At 47.2% G+C, this 14,946-nt stretch carries 15 protein-coding genes; 9 read left to right on the forward strand and 6 right to left on the reverse strand.

The window, feature by feature from the left end:
• Positions 1 to 387 carry an IS66 family insertion sequence element accessory protein TnpB gene (tnpB, locus tag P2W84_RS04545; protein WP_276088921.1) on the forward strand — a complete coding sequence of 129 codons (387 nt, stop codon included), beginning with the start codon at positions 1 to 3 and terminating at the stop codon, positions 385 to 387.
• Between the two features lie 30 nt (positions 388 to 417).
• A complete protein-coding gene (locus P2W84_RS04550; RefSeq protein WP_276088922.1) occupies positions 418 to 2,049 on the forward strand; it encodes an IS66 family transposase in 1,632 nt (543 codons plus the stop codon).
• A 547-nt stretch (positions 2,050 to 2,596) separates the two neighbouring features.
• Here P2W84_RS04550 and P2W84_RS04555 read toward each other — a convergent pair.
• Positions 2,597 to 2,800 (reverse strand): DUF2683 family protein, encoded by a 204-nt coding sequence (locus P2W84_RS04555; protein ID WP_276088923.1) that lies wholly within the window; start codon positions 2,798 to 2,800, stop codon positions 2,597 to 2,599.
• 424 nt (positions 2,801 to 3,224) lie between these two features.
• Here P2W84_RS04555 and P2W84_RS04560 point away from each other — a divergent pair, with 424 nt between their 5' ends.
• A complete protein-coding gene (locus P2W84_RS04560) occupies positions 3,225 to 3,434 on the forward strand; it encodes a hypothetical protein (RefSeq protein ID WP_276088924.1) in 210 nt (69 codons plus the stop codon).
• Positions 3,435 to 3,500: 66 nt separating this feature from the next.
• Here the strand turns inward: P2W84_RS04560 and P2W84_RS04565 are convergent, their stop codons facing one another.
• Both P2W84_RS04565 and P2W84_RS04570 read right to left on the reverse strand, forming a co-directional pair.
• Complete coding sequence (locus P2W84_RS04565; protein ID WP_276088925.1) at positions 3,501 to 4,076, reverse strand: hypothetical protein; 576 nt, start codon at positions 4,074 to 4,076, stop codon at positions 3,501 to 3,503.
• Entirely contained in the window at positions 4,069 to 5,397 is a 1,329-nt protein-coding gene (locus tag P2W84_RS04570; protein ID WP_276088926.1) for a radical SAM protein, read from the reverse strand. The genes P2W84_RS04565 and P2W84_RS04570 overlap by 8 nt, the downstream gene beginning before the upstream one ends.
• Before the next feature lie 561 nt (positions 5,398 to 5,958).
• Between P2W84_RS04570 and P2W84_RS04575 the strand changes: the two genes are divergently transcribed.
• The 4 genes from P2W84_RS04575 to P2W84_RS04590 all read left to right on the forward strand — a co-directional run bounded on the left by P2W84_RS04575 (position 5,959) and on the right by P2W84_RS04590 (position 8,454).
• Complete coding sequence (locus P2W84_RS04575; protein WP_276088927.1) at positions 5,959 to 6,303, forward strand: helix-turn-helix domain-containing protein; 345 nt, start codon at positions 5,959 to 5,961, stop codon at positions 6,301 to 6,303.
• A gap of 53 nt (positions 6,304 to 6,356) precedes the next feature.
• On the forward strand, positions 6,357 to 7,307 hold the full coding sequence (locus tag P2W84_RS04580) for a helix-turn-helix domain-containing protein (RefSeq protein ID WP_276088928.1): 951 nt from the start codon (positions 6,357 to 6,359) through the stop codon (positions 7,305 to 7,307).
• Positions 7,308 to 7,383: 76 nt separating this feature from the next.
• Positions 7,384 to 7,674, forward strand: coding sequence for a hypothetical protein (locus tag P2W84_RS04585; RefSeq protein WP_276088929.1), 291 nt, complete (start codon positions 7,384 to 7,386; stop codon positions 7,672 to 7,674).
• Between the two features lie 135 nt (positions 7,675 to 7,809).
• Complete coding sequence (locus tag P2W84_RS04590) at positions 7,810 to 8,454, forward strand: DUF6266 family protein (protein WP_276088930.1); 645 nt, start codon at positions 7,810 to 7,812, stop codon at positions 8,452 to 8,454.
• Between the two features lie 48 nt (positions 8,455 to 8,502).
• Here the strand turns inward: P2W84_RS04590 and P2W84_RS04595 are convergent, their stop codons facing one another.
• Positions 8,503 to 8,628, reverse strand: a complete 126-nt coding sequence (locus tag P2W84_RS04595; RefSeq protein ID WP_276088931.1) for a hypothetical protein — start codon at positions 8,626 to 8,628, stop codon at positions 8,503 to 8,505.
• A 101-nt stretch (positions 8,629 to 8,729) separates the two neighbouring features.
• Entirely contained in the window at positions 8,730 to 9,215 is a 486-nt protein-coding gene (locus P2W84_RS04600) for a DUF6702 family protein (RefSeq protein ID WP_276088932.1), read from the reverse strand.
• A gap of 59 nt (positions 9,216 to 9,274) precedes the next feature.
• On the opposite strand from P2W84_RS04600, the gene P2W84_RS04605 reads away from it, so the two are divergent.
• Both P2W84_RS04605 and P2W84_RS04610 read left to right on the forward strand, forming a co-directional pair.
• On the forward strand, positions 9,275 to 9,859 hold the full coding sequence (locus P2W84_RS04605) for a HupE/UreJ family protein (protein ID WP_276088933.1): 585 nt from the start codon (positions 9,275 to 9,277) through the stop codon (positions 9,857 to 9,859).
• Positions 9,860 to 9,896: 37 nt separating this feature from the next.
• On the forward strand, positions 9,897 to 12,224 hold the full coding sequence (locus tag P2W84_RS04610; RefSeq protein WP_276088934.1) for a M1 family metallopeptidase: 2,328 nt from the start codon (positions 9,897 to 9,899) through the stop codon (positions 12,222 to 12,224).
• Here P2W84_RS04610 and P2W84_RS04615 read toward each other — a convergent pair.
• Positions 12,221 to 14,944 carry a DNA gyrase/topoisomerase IV subunit A gene (locus tag P2W84_RS04615; RefSeq protein ID WP_276088935.1) on the reverse strand — a complete coding sequence of 908 codons (2,724 nt, stop codon included), beginning with the start codon at positions 14,942 to 14,944 and terminating at the stop codon, positions 12,221 to 12,223. The genes P2W84_RS04610 and P2W84_RS04615 overlap by 4 nt on opposite strands.
• Positions 14,945 to 14,946 lie beyond the last annotated feature (2 nt).

Raw genomic sequence — 14,946 nt, forward strand, 5'->3', positions numbered from 1 at the left:
ATGTATGACGTATTGGAAGGGCGGCGTTACTTCGTGTACCCGTTCACGGTAAATATGGTAAAAGGGATTGACGGCTTATGTGCGCTGGTGCGCCGGGACCTGAAGCAGAACCCCAGAAATGGGGACGCTTTTGTGTTTTTTAACAAGATAAGGAACTATATGAAAGTACTTTTTTGGGACGATAACGGGTATGGCCTTTACGTAAAGCGGATCGACTTCGGGCGTTTCCAGGTGCCGGCCGGGCGCAGTGACGACCTGGGATATTACATCAGCCGGCTGCAATTGCTGCAATTGCTCCGGGGATTGCGGATGGAGGATGTATTTGTCCAAAAAAGGGCTGAAAATCCGAACATTATATGGGGTAAAAATGCCCCTGCAGTGCATTAGAATGCGTATTTTTAAAGTGTAAACAAGCGAGTGGAAACAGTAGAAAGACCAAGTTATGAGGCCTTCATGGCGAGTCCGGAAATAGGTTACCAAACCTATCTTCGGTCATTGGAAATACTTGAGAGAATGGAGCGGATGGAGCAATCCATTAGTGAGCAGCAAACCGCCGCATCGCTAGTTGAGGAGCTTGCAGCAGAGCGCGAGCGCAGCTCCCGTCTGCAGTTCCGTGTCTTGCAACTGGAGCGGATGATCTTCGGCAAGCGCAGCGAGAAGCTTGGTGCCCCAGGGGTACAGCAACTGAGCCTGGACATCCAGGCCGAAGAAATTGCCAGCTGCCAGATTACCGACGTTAAGGCCATCGCTTACAATAAGGTTAGTAAAGTGACCACCCCCAAGGCTCATCCCGGCCGCAACGCCTTCCCTGCGCACCTGCGCAGGGAGGACGTTGTGCTGATGCCGTATGACTATGAACAGGGTGATGTGTATATGGGTGAGGAAGTCACCGAAACCCTGGAATATACCTCCGGAGAGATCTGGGTAAAGCGTACCGTGCGGCGTAAATATGTAAAGCACCATGAAAATGGTGATAGCACGATAAAGATTGCCGATCTTCCGGTACAAACCCTGGCCGGCGCGACCTTGCTCAGTCACCTGGTGACCTCCAAATACATCGACTCCTTACCGATCCACCGTCAGCTGGAGATCTTCAAGCGATCCGGGATCACGCTGTCCTCGGCCACCGTATCAGGCTGGATGACCAAGGTTTGCACACTGCTTGAGCCGCTTTATGAGCTGCTTAAGCAGGAAGTATTAAAGGCCGAATACCTGAATGTGGATGAAACCACGATGAAAGTGATCGATAAGAAGGCCAAACTGGGCAAGACCCACTGCGGCTGGTTCTGGGTATACCTGCATCACTGGGGCAAACTGGTGTTCTTCGATTACAAGGCAACCCGGTCTGGGGAAGTGCCTGCAAGTATGTTAAAGGATTACCGGGGCTATATCCAGGCGGATGGGTATACGGTGTATGAAAATGTATCTAAACAGAACGGCAACACGCTGCTGTGCTGCATGGCACACGTGCGCCGCAAGTTCCATGAGTTGCTGGAACAGAAAGGAGATGTACGTGTGAGGCCGGCCTTAGCGCTGATCGGCGAGTTATATGCGATAGAAGCGGACTGCCGTGAGCGTCAGATGGACCATGCCCAGATCAAGGCGGAGCGTCAGCAGCGGTCAGTTCCGGTGCTGAATGAGCTGGAAGGATGGCTACGGCGTCAGAAAGCGGAGCCGGACAACGACAAGCCATTGCTGGCCGCGTTGAACTATGCATTGAACCGTTGGGACAAGCTGACCGTATATGTACAGGACGGCAGGCTGCAGATCGACAACAACGCGGTGGAGCGCGCCATCAGAACGGTTGCCGTAGGTCGCAAGAACTACATGTTCTCAGGCTCTCATGAAGGTGCCCAGCGTAGCGCGATGCTCTACAGCCTGACCGCGACTTGTAAACTCAATGGCCTGAACCCGATGGTCTGGCTCACAGACGTGCTGGAACGGTTGCCTTACCTGCCCAAACAGGACAGCTATCTGGAGATGCTGTTGCCCCACAACTGGCAACCTAAGCCAGCTCCAACATCCAACGAGCAGGTTCAGGAACACTAAAAGCCACCTTAATCAAAAATAATGAACGAATCAATATGTACTTACCTAAGTGCTTACATAACATTCACCCTTGCTGTCCGTCTACTTCAATCGTTACCAACTAACTAACGACAAACCGTATTATCGGATGTATTACAAATATTTCCATTACTTCGATTAATACAGATATGCAAACACATAGTTTGAACTGCAAGCAGGGGCTGGTTTTGGCGAAGAAGGGTTAATGAATGTGGTGAATATTGCCGGTACCTGGAGTTAGTTTAAATTATAGAGTCCTGACGGTTGTCCCAGAAAAAAAGCAATTCTATGGATTCTTCTTTTACTCTGTAAAAAAGCGATGTTTGTTTTGAAATAAGACCAATTCGTACCGCTTCATCAAACGGTGCGGCCTTATACATGTACGGAAGTTCTGATATTAGTTGAATGATCTTATCAGCCTTATTCAGAAAACTTTCAGCAGATCGGTTTCCAAAATTCTCTTTGATAAAGTGGTGGACGGATGTTAGTGTTTCCTCCGATTCGGGAGTCACAACGATCTGATAGGCCATTAACCCTTGAGCATATTGCGAATACCTGTATAAGGTTTTAATTGTCCGCTGTCTGCCTGTTTTATAGACTTTTGTACGCCTTTTATCACATATTCAGGATATACCTCACTTTTTTGTTCAAAAGCAACTTTCATCGCCTTCATAACAGCTTTTAAAGCTGTCATCTGTTCTTTATTTTCCGGGTAAACAATCAGTGCATCCATAATTATATCTGCTTATTGCAAATATGGTGAATAATAATAATGAATACAACAGCTGCCAGCAAGCGGCCTTTGGCCAAGCTATGACCAATTGATTGCTGCGGTAAAAAAGTTACCCGCTGCCAAGATCAAACAATTGAGCCTCGTTGAATGAAAGTTTCATTCACACTTTAACGCATAGAGAACGAAATAATTTGTCAAAAAAAATTTCCCTCCCCCATTTTGTACCACCTGCTCATTTACCTACTTTAGTAGTGAGAGCGTTAATTTGATAGCAGGTCATGTGAATCCACGGAGTGGTGCAGATGCCCGCTATTTTTTTTAAAGACGCCTGAGAAATCCCCCAGACTACTACTTTATACCCGCTCGGCAGTATTAATGTTGAAATGGATGGAACAGCTATAACATCGACAAAGGTAGGTTCCCGTTGCTGAAGCATTTTGGGTTATCTGCCGATGAGTTTGCCGGGTTGCTCAGCGAGAAGGAGCTTGGCAAGGAAGAATTGAGTGTGATCCGTTATTGGGAAAAGTTAGAGCTGAGGCGGGCTTATGAAACGCCAAGGCAGTCTCTGACTGCAAAAAACATCAGGATGTTGCCAGGTAAATATTTACTGGCGGCATTAACGGAAAAGATCTAGGATAAGGAGGCAAGATGAACAGCAACCCGATGAGTTAGGCAGCCGCCTGGTTAATAAGCGGCGATTTTAAGACGCGTACTCAGAATGATTATCTATGTCTTCCGAGCTTAGGTGTCTAGAGAACCAATCTAAATTCTTCGTAATAATGTAATTGTTATTGTGGATATCCTTGTAATAAACTGTTAGGACTATTTGAGATAAATCTACTTGATAGCCAATCTTTTGATCATCATCAAAAAAGCCCATGGCAGGTGCAGGGAAATTTTTTTCGAAGACATCAAGTGAATCGTTCGGAGACAGTGTTTTCAAGTTGCTCTCAGATATATTTACATGCATATAGGATTTTGGATGTGCCGCTAAACAGTCTTCAATAGAGTTATAACTAACATCACCTTTTGTAAAGATCAATTTATAAACCTGCATTGGCCCAAGACCTTTATTGACTACTTTGACATACATGTGATTAAGTTTGTCTTTTACGTCAATCTGCCCAACCGGTCTAAGCGAGTTTTCATTGTGCTTGCGCTGAATTTCTAGCTGGATAAATGTTGCAATTAATGCTACTATGGAAACAAGTAAGGCTAGAAAAGCTACCATGTGATCTACTAAATTATTAAGTACCTCAATGACCAGTTCACGCATTTTTATATTGTGTCAGTATATAATATCGTTCTTTAGCTTTCAGTCTAAGGAGTTTGGGAATGAACTGATGATATATGCCGCAATTCGGGTCCTTACCATTCTCCCGGTACATTGGACATCCACTTGTACACATGTGTCGAAAATGGCAGGTCATACAATCCTCAGACTTATACCCCTCATTATAAGCGCCAATTTTAATTAGGTCCATTAAATCCAAATCTGTTGCAAAAATATCACCAGTTTTTCCAAGGCCGGTACCGAACTGTACATGACAATAATGAACATCGCCGTTGACGTATATTGCTGCGCCCGACTCTCCTGATGAGCAGGTTTGCGTACCCAGCTCTGAAATTTTCAAATCGTTTAAGCGGAAATATTTGCTTGCAGGCCAGCCTTTTTCAACCGCAGCTTCCATGACGCTATATACTTGATCGAAATACTTCGCAAGCAAGTTGCGGTCGATAAATTGCCCCCGGACGACTGAGTATCTGAAATGAATTTTCTTTTCGATCAGGTAATTTGTCAAAGGTAATAAGCCAGCCATATTATGCTGGGTGATAACCGATGACACAGATACTTTTATTTTTTCTTTGACTAGCCAGCGGATATTCCTGTCTACTTGATTGAAAGAGCTCTTGCCGTTTTTGAACTGCCTTGTATTGTCGTGGAAACTTCCATAGCCATCCAAGGAGACTCCGAATTGAATATCATTCGCTCTTGCAAAGCTCACAATTTCTTGATTAAGTATGGTCAAGTTGGTGAGGAAAGAGAATTTCAACTCACAGTTACGGGATTCAAAAGCCTTAGTCGCTTGTAGTATGAAATCATTCCATATCTTATACTGAGTAAGAGGCTCACCACCGGCAAGTTTCAAATGAATCCTTTCTAATTTATGATTTGCCTGGGTGACCAGCAATCGATTAATAAGTTGTTTTCGTACCTGATCAGACATTCCACCAGTCGTCTGAAGGGTTGAGATATAACAATAGTTACAGCCAAGATTGCATTTGTTTGTAGTGTGTATCCACAGCGTCAGAGATTTTGGCGAGATGTGTTCATTTTCCAGGTTCTTCGGGACTCCGAAATGTATGATATTTCTATCTGCAAGTGAATTTGCAAATTGTGTAACGACAAAAGGATCTAAGTGAAGCTTGCTGGCAATCTCATCCAAGGTGGTCTTACCATCAATAAGGTTCAGTATAGCCAACTGTGGTTTATTCAATAGTCTCAATGAATCTGCAAGCCATGTATTACTTGCATAGCCAAACTTTTCATTGATCTCGTCGATCAACAGGTGATCATACTTATGTGCGATAATCATCGGTTACAATCGCCCGTGCAATCACAGTTAGTGGAGGAATTTGAAGCTTCAGCAGCAACTATGCCGATTTGCTGTAGCAAATACTCATCGTCAAATAATACATCGTTAGAAAGCGTTTCTTCCATAGCGTTCAATTTTAATCTAAAATAATCGAAAGAATTTGCAAAATCAAGTGATATTTAGGACTTTAAAAAGGTCATCTACAAGAAATCCTCAATCATGTTTGCAAAGTTGCCGAGGTATCATAGCAGATCACGTAATACCTCTACGTTTTTTTTCAAATCGGGAAATTAGTATTAAAAATATTTTCATCCATGTTGTGCCCTACTTGAACATTTACCTACTTTAGTGGAGAGAGCGTTAATTTGATAGCGGGTCATCTGAATCCACGGAGTGGTGCGGATGCCCGCTATTCTTTTTAAAGACGCCTGAAAAAAATCTCCCAGCTACTACTTTATGCCCGCTCAGCAGTATTAATGCTGAAATGAAGGGAACAGCTATAACATTCACCCCTGCTGTCCGTCTACTTCAATCGTTACCAACTAACCAACGACAAACCGTATGATACTGAATTGTATGCCTGCAATTGCGCAATTTGAGCAATTGTTAGAACAGAATTTTAGAGAGAACCGCCATCCGCTGTTTTATGCCTCGGCGATGGGCATGACCTATTATCAATTGAACCAACGGGTGAAACATCATTTTGGAAAGACACTGTACGATGTGATTCAGGACCGGCTCCACAGGGAAATACTCGACCTGCTTTCCAACCGGGGGATAAAGCTGGGCCAGATTGCGCACGAGCTCGGTTGCTGCGACCAGGCCCACCTCTCCAGGAGCTTTAAGAAGCGAATGGGCGTGGGCCCCAGGGCATACCGGCGCGAATTGGCGCCCGCCCTCGGCTAAGGCCACCGATTACAAAAGACACCAAAGATTTATTCAAAAACAACTCTCATTTTATGGACAGGAACGACGCACTACTGCGTGGTCTGAACGACATATTCCCTATTGGCAACGCTTTTCAACATGACCTCGTGTCGAAAATGCGTATGAAACAATTCAACATCAGAAAACGCCTCTTAAAGAAAGACAAGGTTGCCAGCAAGGCCTGGCGCCTGGAAGAGGGTATTGTCGGCGTAACAGACCGTGGCTCACCGGGCAGCGCCCAAATTGTACGGATCATCATGCCAGGCACGATCTTTACCGACCTGGACAGTTTTTTCAGAAACAGGCGGATCAGGCATGACTATATAGCCCTTACCGACATCAAAGTCAATGAACTGACCAGGGACGATTTTAAGAAACTGAAGAAACACCCGGAGACGGCTGAACTGGTGGTAGACATCTTACTGAGTCTAGCTGCCCTCAATGAGGCTTACCTGAAGGTGCTGAGACAACCGGCAGCGATGCGTATCGCTTTCTTTGCAGAAAACCATGTGCCTTTCAGCTGCATACCGGATGAACATGCGGCCAATTACCTGGAACTGGCTCCTGAAGACTATCTGGCCGAAAAAGCAAGGTACCTGGTCAGGGCAGCTGCGCTGTCACCTGCGGCCAGCAAACGGATAATCACCAATCCAAAGGCACTTGCCTTTAGCATTAAGGCTTACATCCTGGACAATTACAGGATGCCGATATGCCGTGAAAACCTCGCGGAGCGCTTCAACACTTCAGTGAGAAGTATGGACCGGACCTTTAAGGATACCTTTGGTACATCGATTTACCAGACCATACTCAGGCTGAAAATGGAGCATGCACTGAAACTGCTGCAGGAAGAAAAAATGCAAGTGAAAACAGTGGCAGAAAGAATGGGCTACGACGATCCCTTTGTGTTCAGCAAAATATTTAAAAAATACTATAGCTTTTCACCTAACGACGCCAGAAAGCAAGCGACGGAAGAAAAAAAGTGACTGCTCCTTGTCTACAGTTAACATTCCTGAAGGAAGTATGAGTTTGCAGTTTTACCACTCAAAATCAACCTATCCAATGAACGTAATCAACATTCTCAATCAGATTTTAGAGGTTCTCCAGTCACTCTATGACGCGTACAAACTCGACAGGCCCCAGCAAAAGGCCTTACCAGCAGCCAAAGATGAGTATATTACCAGAAAGGTGGCCAGCGAGGAAGTATTGTTCTGTTCCCGCAGGACGTTTTACCGGCTTTATGAACGGTATAAATGGCCGAGGCGATTTTCGGGAAACAAATGGCTGTACCTGAAGTCTGCCATGCTGGAAAGCAGGGAAGCAGATGCCAATCCGTGCCAGTTTAAAAAGTGATCGGTGCCAGAGCCTGCCATAGTGATTGGCGGGCTTTTTTTATGCTTAAAGCCCCGCTATGTTTGTGCTGTTGACTTGCAAGACAACGACACAATTAACAGAGTGATTTACATTTAAAACCCCACATCTACCAATATGGGAAAATTATCAAGAGGGTTCCTGGGAGGTTTCCAGGGACAATTGGGAACGGCCTATGGCTGTTTCTGGAGAGGGATGGACCTGATCAAGGCCATGCCCAGAAAAACAAACCGGCCAGCTACCGAGGGGCAGCTACCGGCAAGGACGAAGCTGCCATTGGTGGCCTCTGCCCTGGCCCAGCTGGCGCCGGTGATCGACGTGGCCTACAAGTCCGGAAAAGCGAACCGCAGCGCCATGAACAATGCGGTGGCTTACAACCTGGAAAATGCGGTGACGGGCGCGTATCCAAACTTTACGATCGACTATCCGGCACTGCGGTTTAGTGACGGCAGCGTAGGCAAACCGTTCAATTACCAGCTAAGCACGGCAGTGGATGCCGAGTTTCACATTACATGGGGGTTTTCGGCTACGGCCGACAAGTATACCAGGCCGACGGACAAGGCAACCTTTGTGGCTTACAATCCATTGAAGGATGAGTACGTCATCGCAATGGGCGCAGTGCCGCGCAGCGCCCTGGAGTATGACCTGCTGGTGCCCGCCATCTGGTCTGGCAACCAGGCGCATGTATACATGTGCTTTATTGCTGCCGATGACAAAATGGCCAGCAAAACGCAGTACCTGGGCATGCTGGAGGTACAATAATTACCTGAGGCTGCCCCGCTCCTATCTGGGGCAGCCTTTCTTTAAATCTTAATTGACATTTACGATGAATACATTATTCTTAAAATTATCGCAGTCTTTACGGACAGGAATGCCGCAGACGATTGTGCTGGCGATCATCATTGCACTGAGCTGGTCGCCGGTGAGATTTAGCATTTTGCTAGTATGGCTTCTTGCCTTTAGCTATAGCTGGGTGTAAATATTCAACGGGATTGGGCCGCAAAGGTTCAATCCCATTTTTGTATGCTGATTTTTTGCTAAAAAGAAAAGCTTGCAGTTGCTGCCGGGTTATCCAGCTTAGTGCTTTTACGCTTCCCTCCTATCGTAACATGCATCATATTGATCTGGCTCTCGTGCTGTTCGAACAGGATGTCGTTACGGATTTCCAGCCTTTTAACTGGCGCTGTCTTTACGGTTTCAAAATAGCACCATGCGGCTTCCTCCTCTATTTCATAACCCAGGAATTTAAGCACTACCGGTTCCCCGTTGGCCCTGATCTTCAGATGGGCAGTGACATACGCAGCGATCATCGCATCTGTCTGCTTCCTCTCAGCAGGTTTCAAGATATTGGTCTTTTTCTTATAGGTACGATCCAAAGCACGTTCAAGGTCATCGAAAAATATCCTCGAACTTACCTGAAGCACCATAGTTTCCGGGTTTTGCTCAATTTCAGTTACACTTACGTAAAACGGATGCAAAAAATTCAGGAAAGTAAGCAGAAAACCTAATAATACAGAAGTCATTTGATTCAAAAATAACGGTTTTTTGCATTTTCCGGGATAATTAACGAATTTCAGTGCGGATGCAGGATTTTAAGCTATATTTCGAACTGGGTTGGCAACATATTTTAGACTGGCAGGGTTATGATCATATCCTGTTTGTACTGGTACTGTGCTCAGCTTACATTGGACGTGACCTGAAAAAACTGCTTATCCTGATCACCGCCTTTACAGTGGGCCACAGCATCACCCTTGCATTAAGTGTGCTGCAATTCATCAGGATACAGACTGCGCTGATCGAATTCCTGATCCCGGTGACGATTTTGCTTACGGCGCTGCGCAATATCGTCAGCAAACAAAAGCAGGCAAAAAAAATCACCTTTAGCTATCTGGCGGCACTTTTCTTCGGACTGATACACGGCATGGGCTTTTCCAATTACCTGAAAAGTATGCTGGGAAAAAGCAAAAATATCGTGGTAGAACTGCTGGGATTCAACCTCGGGCTCGAGTTCGGGCAACTGGTGATCGTCATGGCAGCCGCTGCACTTACCTTCCTGATGATCAGGATTGTAAAAATGAAGCAACAACAATGGAACTTTTTCCTCTCATCAGCTATATTTGGGATATCGTTTGTAATGGCGGCTGAGAGGCTGCCCGCGTTGCTATAATACGAAACTGAAACCACACACCACTGACTCATCACAGATGAAAAGATTTTTACTCCTGTCTCTTTCCATGCTCACCGCAGCGGCTGCGGCATTTGCACAGTCCAACCCCGGCTCAAACCACGGCAATAAGTTTGAGCAGTTGGGCACCCTGCTTTCCGACCCGAATTCTTACCGCTCTGCATCGGGAGCACCCGGGCCTGCTTACTGGCAGCAGCGCGCAGATTATGTGATCGATGCAGAACTTGACGAGAAGAACCTGATGATCAAGGGAAGTGAAACCATTACCTACTATAACAACTCGCCCGATCCGCTCAGCTATCTTTGGGTACAGCTGGATGAGAACCAAAACAAGGCCAGCAGCGACAACAAGCTGACCGAGCAGAGCAAGATGACCGACAAGATGAATTACAAGACCTTATCGGGAATCATCGGTGCGGAAAACGGGCTGGGTGTCAATATCATTAAGGTAACTAGCGGAAGCGGCACCAAGCTGCCTTATGTGATCAACAATACCATGATGCGCATTGACCTGCCGGTGGTATTGAAGCCGCATGAAAAATATGTACTGAACATCGATTGGAACTATAAGATCTCCGACAGGATGACCGTAGGTGGCCGCGGCGGTTATGAATACTTTCCGGAAGATGACAATTACCTGTTTACGATTACGCAGTGGTTTCCCCGGATGTGTGTTTATTCCGACTTCCAGGGCTGGCAGAACAAGCAGTTTGAGGGACGCGGCGAATTTGCGCTGGTATTCGGAAATTACAGAGTGAACATGACCGTGCCTTCGGACCATGTCGTAGGCGCTACGGGAGAATGCCAGAATTATGCGCAGGTACTGGGTGCGGAACGGCTGAAGCGCTGGAACAATGCCCAAACAGCCAAGGCTCCCGTCGAGATTGTGAACCTGGCTGAGATCAAAGCTGGTTTATCGAAGAAATCGACGGCAAAGAAGACCTGGACCTATACTGCGGAAAACGTGCGGGACTTTGCCTGGGTATCGTCGCGCAGGCTGGTATGGGACGCCATGGCGACCTATATCGATGGCAAAAAGATCATGGCCATGTCGTATTATGGCCCTGAAGCATACCCGCTGTATAACCGCTATTCGACTAAGGTCGTAGCCCATACCCTGAAGGTATATTCTAAACATACCATTCCCTACCCTTATCCTGTGGCGATATCTGTTGAAGCAGCCAATGGAATGGAATACCCGATGATCTGCTTCAATTATGGCCGCGCGGAAAAAGACGGTACTTATACCGAGGCCATTAAGTACGGCATGATCGGAGTAATCATCCATGAGGTGGGCCATAATTTCTTCCCGATGATCGTGAACTCGGACGAAAGGCAGTGGAGCTGGATGGATGAGGGACTGAACACGTTTTGCCAGTTCCTGGCTGAACAAGAATGGGACAACAACTATCCTTCAGGCCGGGGACCTGCTCATAAGATCGTAGATTATATGAAACTGCCGAAGGACCAGCTGGAGCCGATCATGACCAATTCGGAAAACATTATCCAGTTTGGCCCCAATGCCTACGCGAAGCCGGCTACGGCGCTGAATATTCTGCGAGAAACGGTGATGGGCAGGGAATTGTTCGATTATGCGTTTAAGGAATATGCCCGGCGCTGGGCCTTTAAACACCCCACGCCGGCCGATTTGTTCCGGACGATGGAGGATGCCTCAGCCGTTGACCTGGACTGGTTCTGGCGGGGCTGGTTCTTTACGACCGACCCTGTGGATATCTCTCTGGATGCGGTGCATTATTACCGGATGAACAGCATGAAGGACGCGGTAGAAAAGACGGAAGACCGGAAGGCCTGGGAAAAAGACAACAAGTACCTGGGCCGCGAGCGGAACCGAGCAGAAGGGATAAAGTTTGCCATTGAGCAGGACACCAGCCTTCAGGATTTTTACAACAAGTTTGACCGGTTTGAAGTGAGCAGTACAGCTGACCAGGACTTCAAAGATTATTATGCGTCGCTGACCGATGACGAGAAAAAGCTGTACGAAAGCAAAAAACATTTCTATGAACTGGAGTTTTCGAATGCTGGCGGCCTGGTGATGCCAATCATTGTAGAATGGACTTTCAGTGATGGCACGAAGTCAATCGACCGCATTCCGGCCTATATCTGGAGAAAGAACGAACAGAAAGTTACAAAGGTCTTTGCCAAGGATAAGGAAGTCGTATCTGTACAGCTGGACCCTTACAGGGAAACAGCCGATATTGATGAAAACAACAACAGCTGGCCCAGAAAGAGCCAGCCGTCGCGGTTTGAATTATTTAAGCAAAAAGAAGCACCAAGGGGCTCCTCAACCGGACAGAACCCGATGCAGGAAGCCAGGAAAAAGAGTTAAAACAAACTGGTCTGACCACTGTCGTCAATATCCAGGTCATCCGGATTAGTGATCTCCAGTCTGATTTCCTTTTTCGGTAGCGGAGCTTCTTCTTCATCTGCGTCCTTGTGTAGTGCCGGGTCGATCAGGTCCTGCTGATCTTCACCTGCAGCTTCATTTTCAGCTGCAGCATCAGTTCCGTCATTTTTTGAACCTGCCTTGTTTTTCTCTACAACTTCCTCTTCCTCGTTATTGGAGATCCGCAGGTCTTTTACATCGTGCTGGGTCAGCCGGTTGCCATTCGCCTTTATCCCCTTCACATCGATAAACTCCGAAAGTACGATCTCCAATGTCTCCGGTGTCTGGGTCTTGCCTTTCAGCACGTCTACGGTAAGCACGGCAGCAGGATTAACGCCCAGGTGCAGGAATTTGGAGCCCGGCTCTTCACTGATGAGGCTGAACTTCTTACCAACGGCAATGTTTTCAAACAGGAAGCGCTTGATAAAATAGTTTTTGGCCTTCCCGTCATAATGCACTACAGCGAAGGGCTTTTCCGGATCAAATTTCTGAATCAGGATGAGGTCATCATCGAAATGGTTGCTCAGCTCGAAAGTGCTCAGTTCGTACCAGCCGTCTTTATGCACCTGAAGGACCTTGTCGTCGCCGTCGAACTCACCGAGGTATTTACCGCGTCCGTCAACATTGAGGCGGCGCAGCAGATCATCATACCAGATTTTCAGGCCGGACAACGTAGATACGCCCTTACTCTTGAAGGTGATCTTTTTAACAGGATACTTGGAAACAATGTTGCCCATAGAGCCGCGGCCCTTAATGCCGATCTCGGCAAAGTCCAGGTCAAACTGCAGTTTCTTCAATTTACTGTGCGGCTTGAGCTGCACGTTGACCACCTCGGCCTCGCCATTCGGATTGGCACTAAAATAAAGCACTTTTGAACCTTTGCTGCCCTTGGTAAGGTCATATTCCTTGTCACGCGTTACACCTACCACTGCAAAACGCTTTACGTAGGAAACGCCGCTGGCGCCATCCTTGTAGATCATGTTGTAGATGGTGCGTTCGTCGCCTTTCTTGAATACCTGCGCGTGCAGGATTCCCTTTCCGACAAAGGTCTTATCGGCCACTTTGGTAACGGTACATTTGCCGTCTTCACGGAAAACGATGATCTCGTCGATGTCTGAGCAATCTGCCACGAACTCATCTTTTTTCAGGCCGGTGCCGATAAAGCCATCTTCACGGTTCATATACAGCTTCACGTTGGCCAGCGCCACTTTGGAGGCTTCTACCTTATCAAATAACCTGATCTCCGTCTTACGCTCACGGCCTTTACCGTACTTGTCTTTCAGTTTCTGGAACCAGGCAATCGCATAATCGGTCAGGTGCTTCAGGTGGTTCTTGACCACCTTAATATCTTCTGTCAGTGCCTTCATCTGCTCATCGGCCTTCTTCACGTCGAAACGGGTGATGCTGCTCATCGGCTTATCGATGAGCTTTTTGAAGTCCTCAGGAAGGATCTCGCGATAGAGCTGGGGCTTGAAGGGCTCAAACAAACGGTGCAGTACTTCCACTACGGTATCAAAAGTTCCGGAGTTTTCATAGTCCGGATGCTTATACATGCCTTCCTGGATAAAGATCTTGAGCAGGGAACTGAAAAAGATCTTTTCCTGAAGCTCATGCAGTCTGATCTCCAGTTCCCGTTTGAGCAGTCCCTTCGTATGCATGGTATTTTCATGCAGAATGTCGTTGACACTCATGAAGTGGGGCTTGTCGTCGCGGATCACGCAGGTATTGGGTGATATCGAAACTTCACAGGAAGTAAATGCGTAAAGGGCATCTATCGTGACGTCCGGTGATATGCCCGGCGCCAGGTGCACAACGATCTCCACATGCTGGGCGGTATTGTCTTCGATCTTCTTGATCTTGATCTTACCCTTGTCGTTGGCCTGGAGAATGCTGTCGATCACCGATCCGGTAGTGGTACTGTAAGGGATCTCCGAAATGATCAGGGTCTTTTTGTCCTTCTCGGTAATCTTGGCCCGCACCCGGATCTTACCCCCCCGCACGCCCTCGTTATATGCCGAGAAATCGGCCATACCCCCGGTAAAGAAGTCTGGCAGGATGTTGGCGCGGTTGCCCCGGAGTATTTCTATTGAAGCGTCGAGCAGTTCCACAAAATTATGCGGCATGACCTTAGTGGCCAGACCTACTGCGATACCTTCCGCTCCCTGTGCCAGCAGCAATGGAAATTTAACAGGAAGTGTTACCGGTTCATTGTTTCGTCCATCATAGCTCAGCTGCCACTCCGTGGTATCGGGATTGAAGACCACATCGTTGGCAAATTTGGAGAGCCTGGCTTCTATATAACGCGGCGCAGCGGCGCTGTCACCGGTTACCGGGTCGCCCCAGTTTCCCTGGCAGTCGATCAGCAAATCCTTCTGTCCGATCTGCACCATGGCGTCACCGATAGAGGCGTCGCCATGCGGGTGATATTTCATGGTATTACCGATCACGTTGGCGGCCTTGTTGAAACGGCCATCGTCCATTTCCTTCAATGAGTGCATGATGCGGCGCTGTACCGGCTTAAGCCCGTCGTTGATATGCGGGACTGCACGGTCGAGGATCACATAGGAAGCGTAATCTAAAAACCAGTTTTCATAAAGTCCGTTGATAGGGATCACGGTGTGCGTATGCGCTCCGTTCGGGTTGTCTTCTATTTCGTTACTCATTA

This window comes from Pedobacter sp. JY14-1, assembly GCF_029269825.1.
Classification (GTDB): Bacteria; Bacteroidota; Bacteroidia; order Sphingobacteriales; family Sphingobacteriaceae; genus Pedobacter.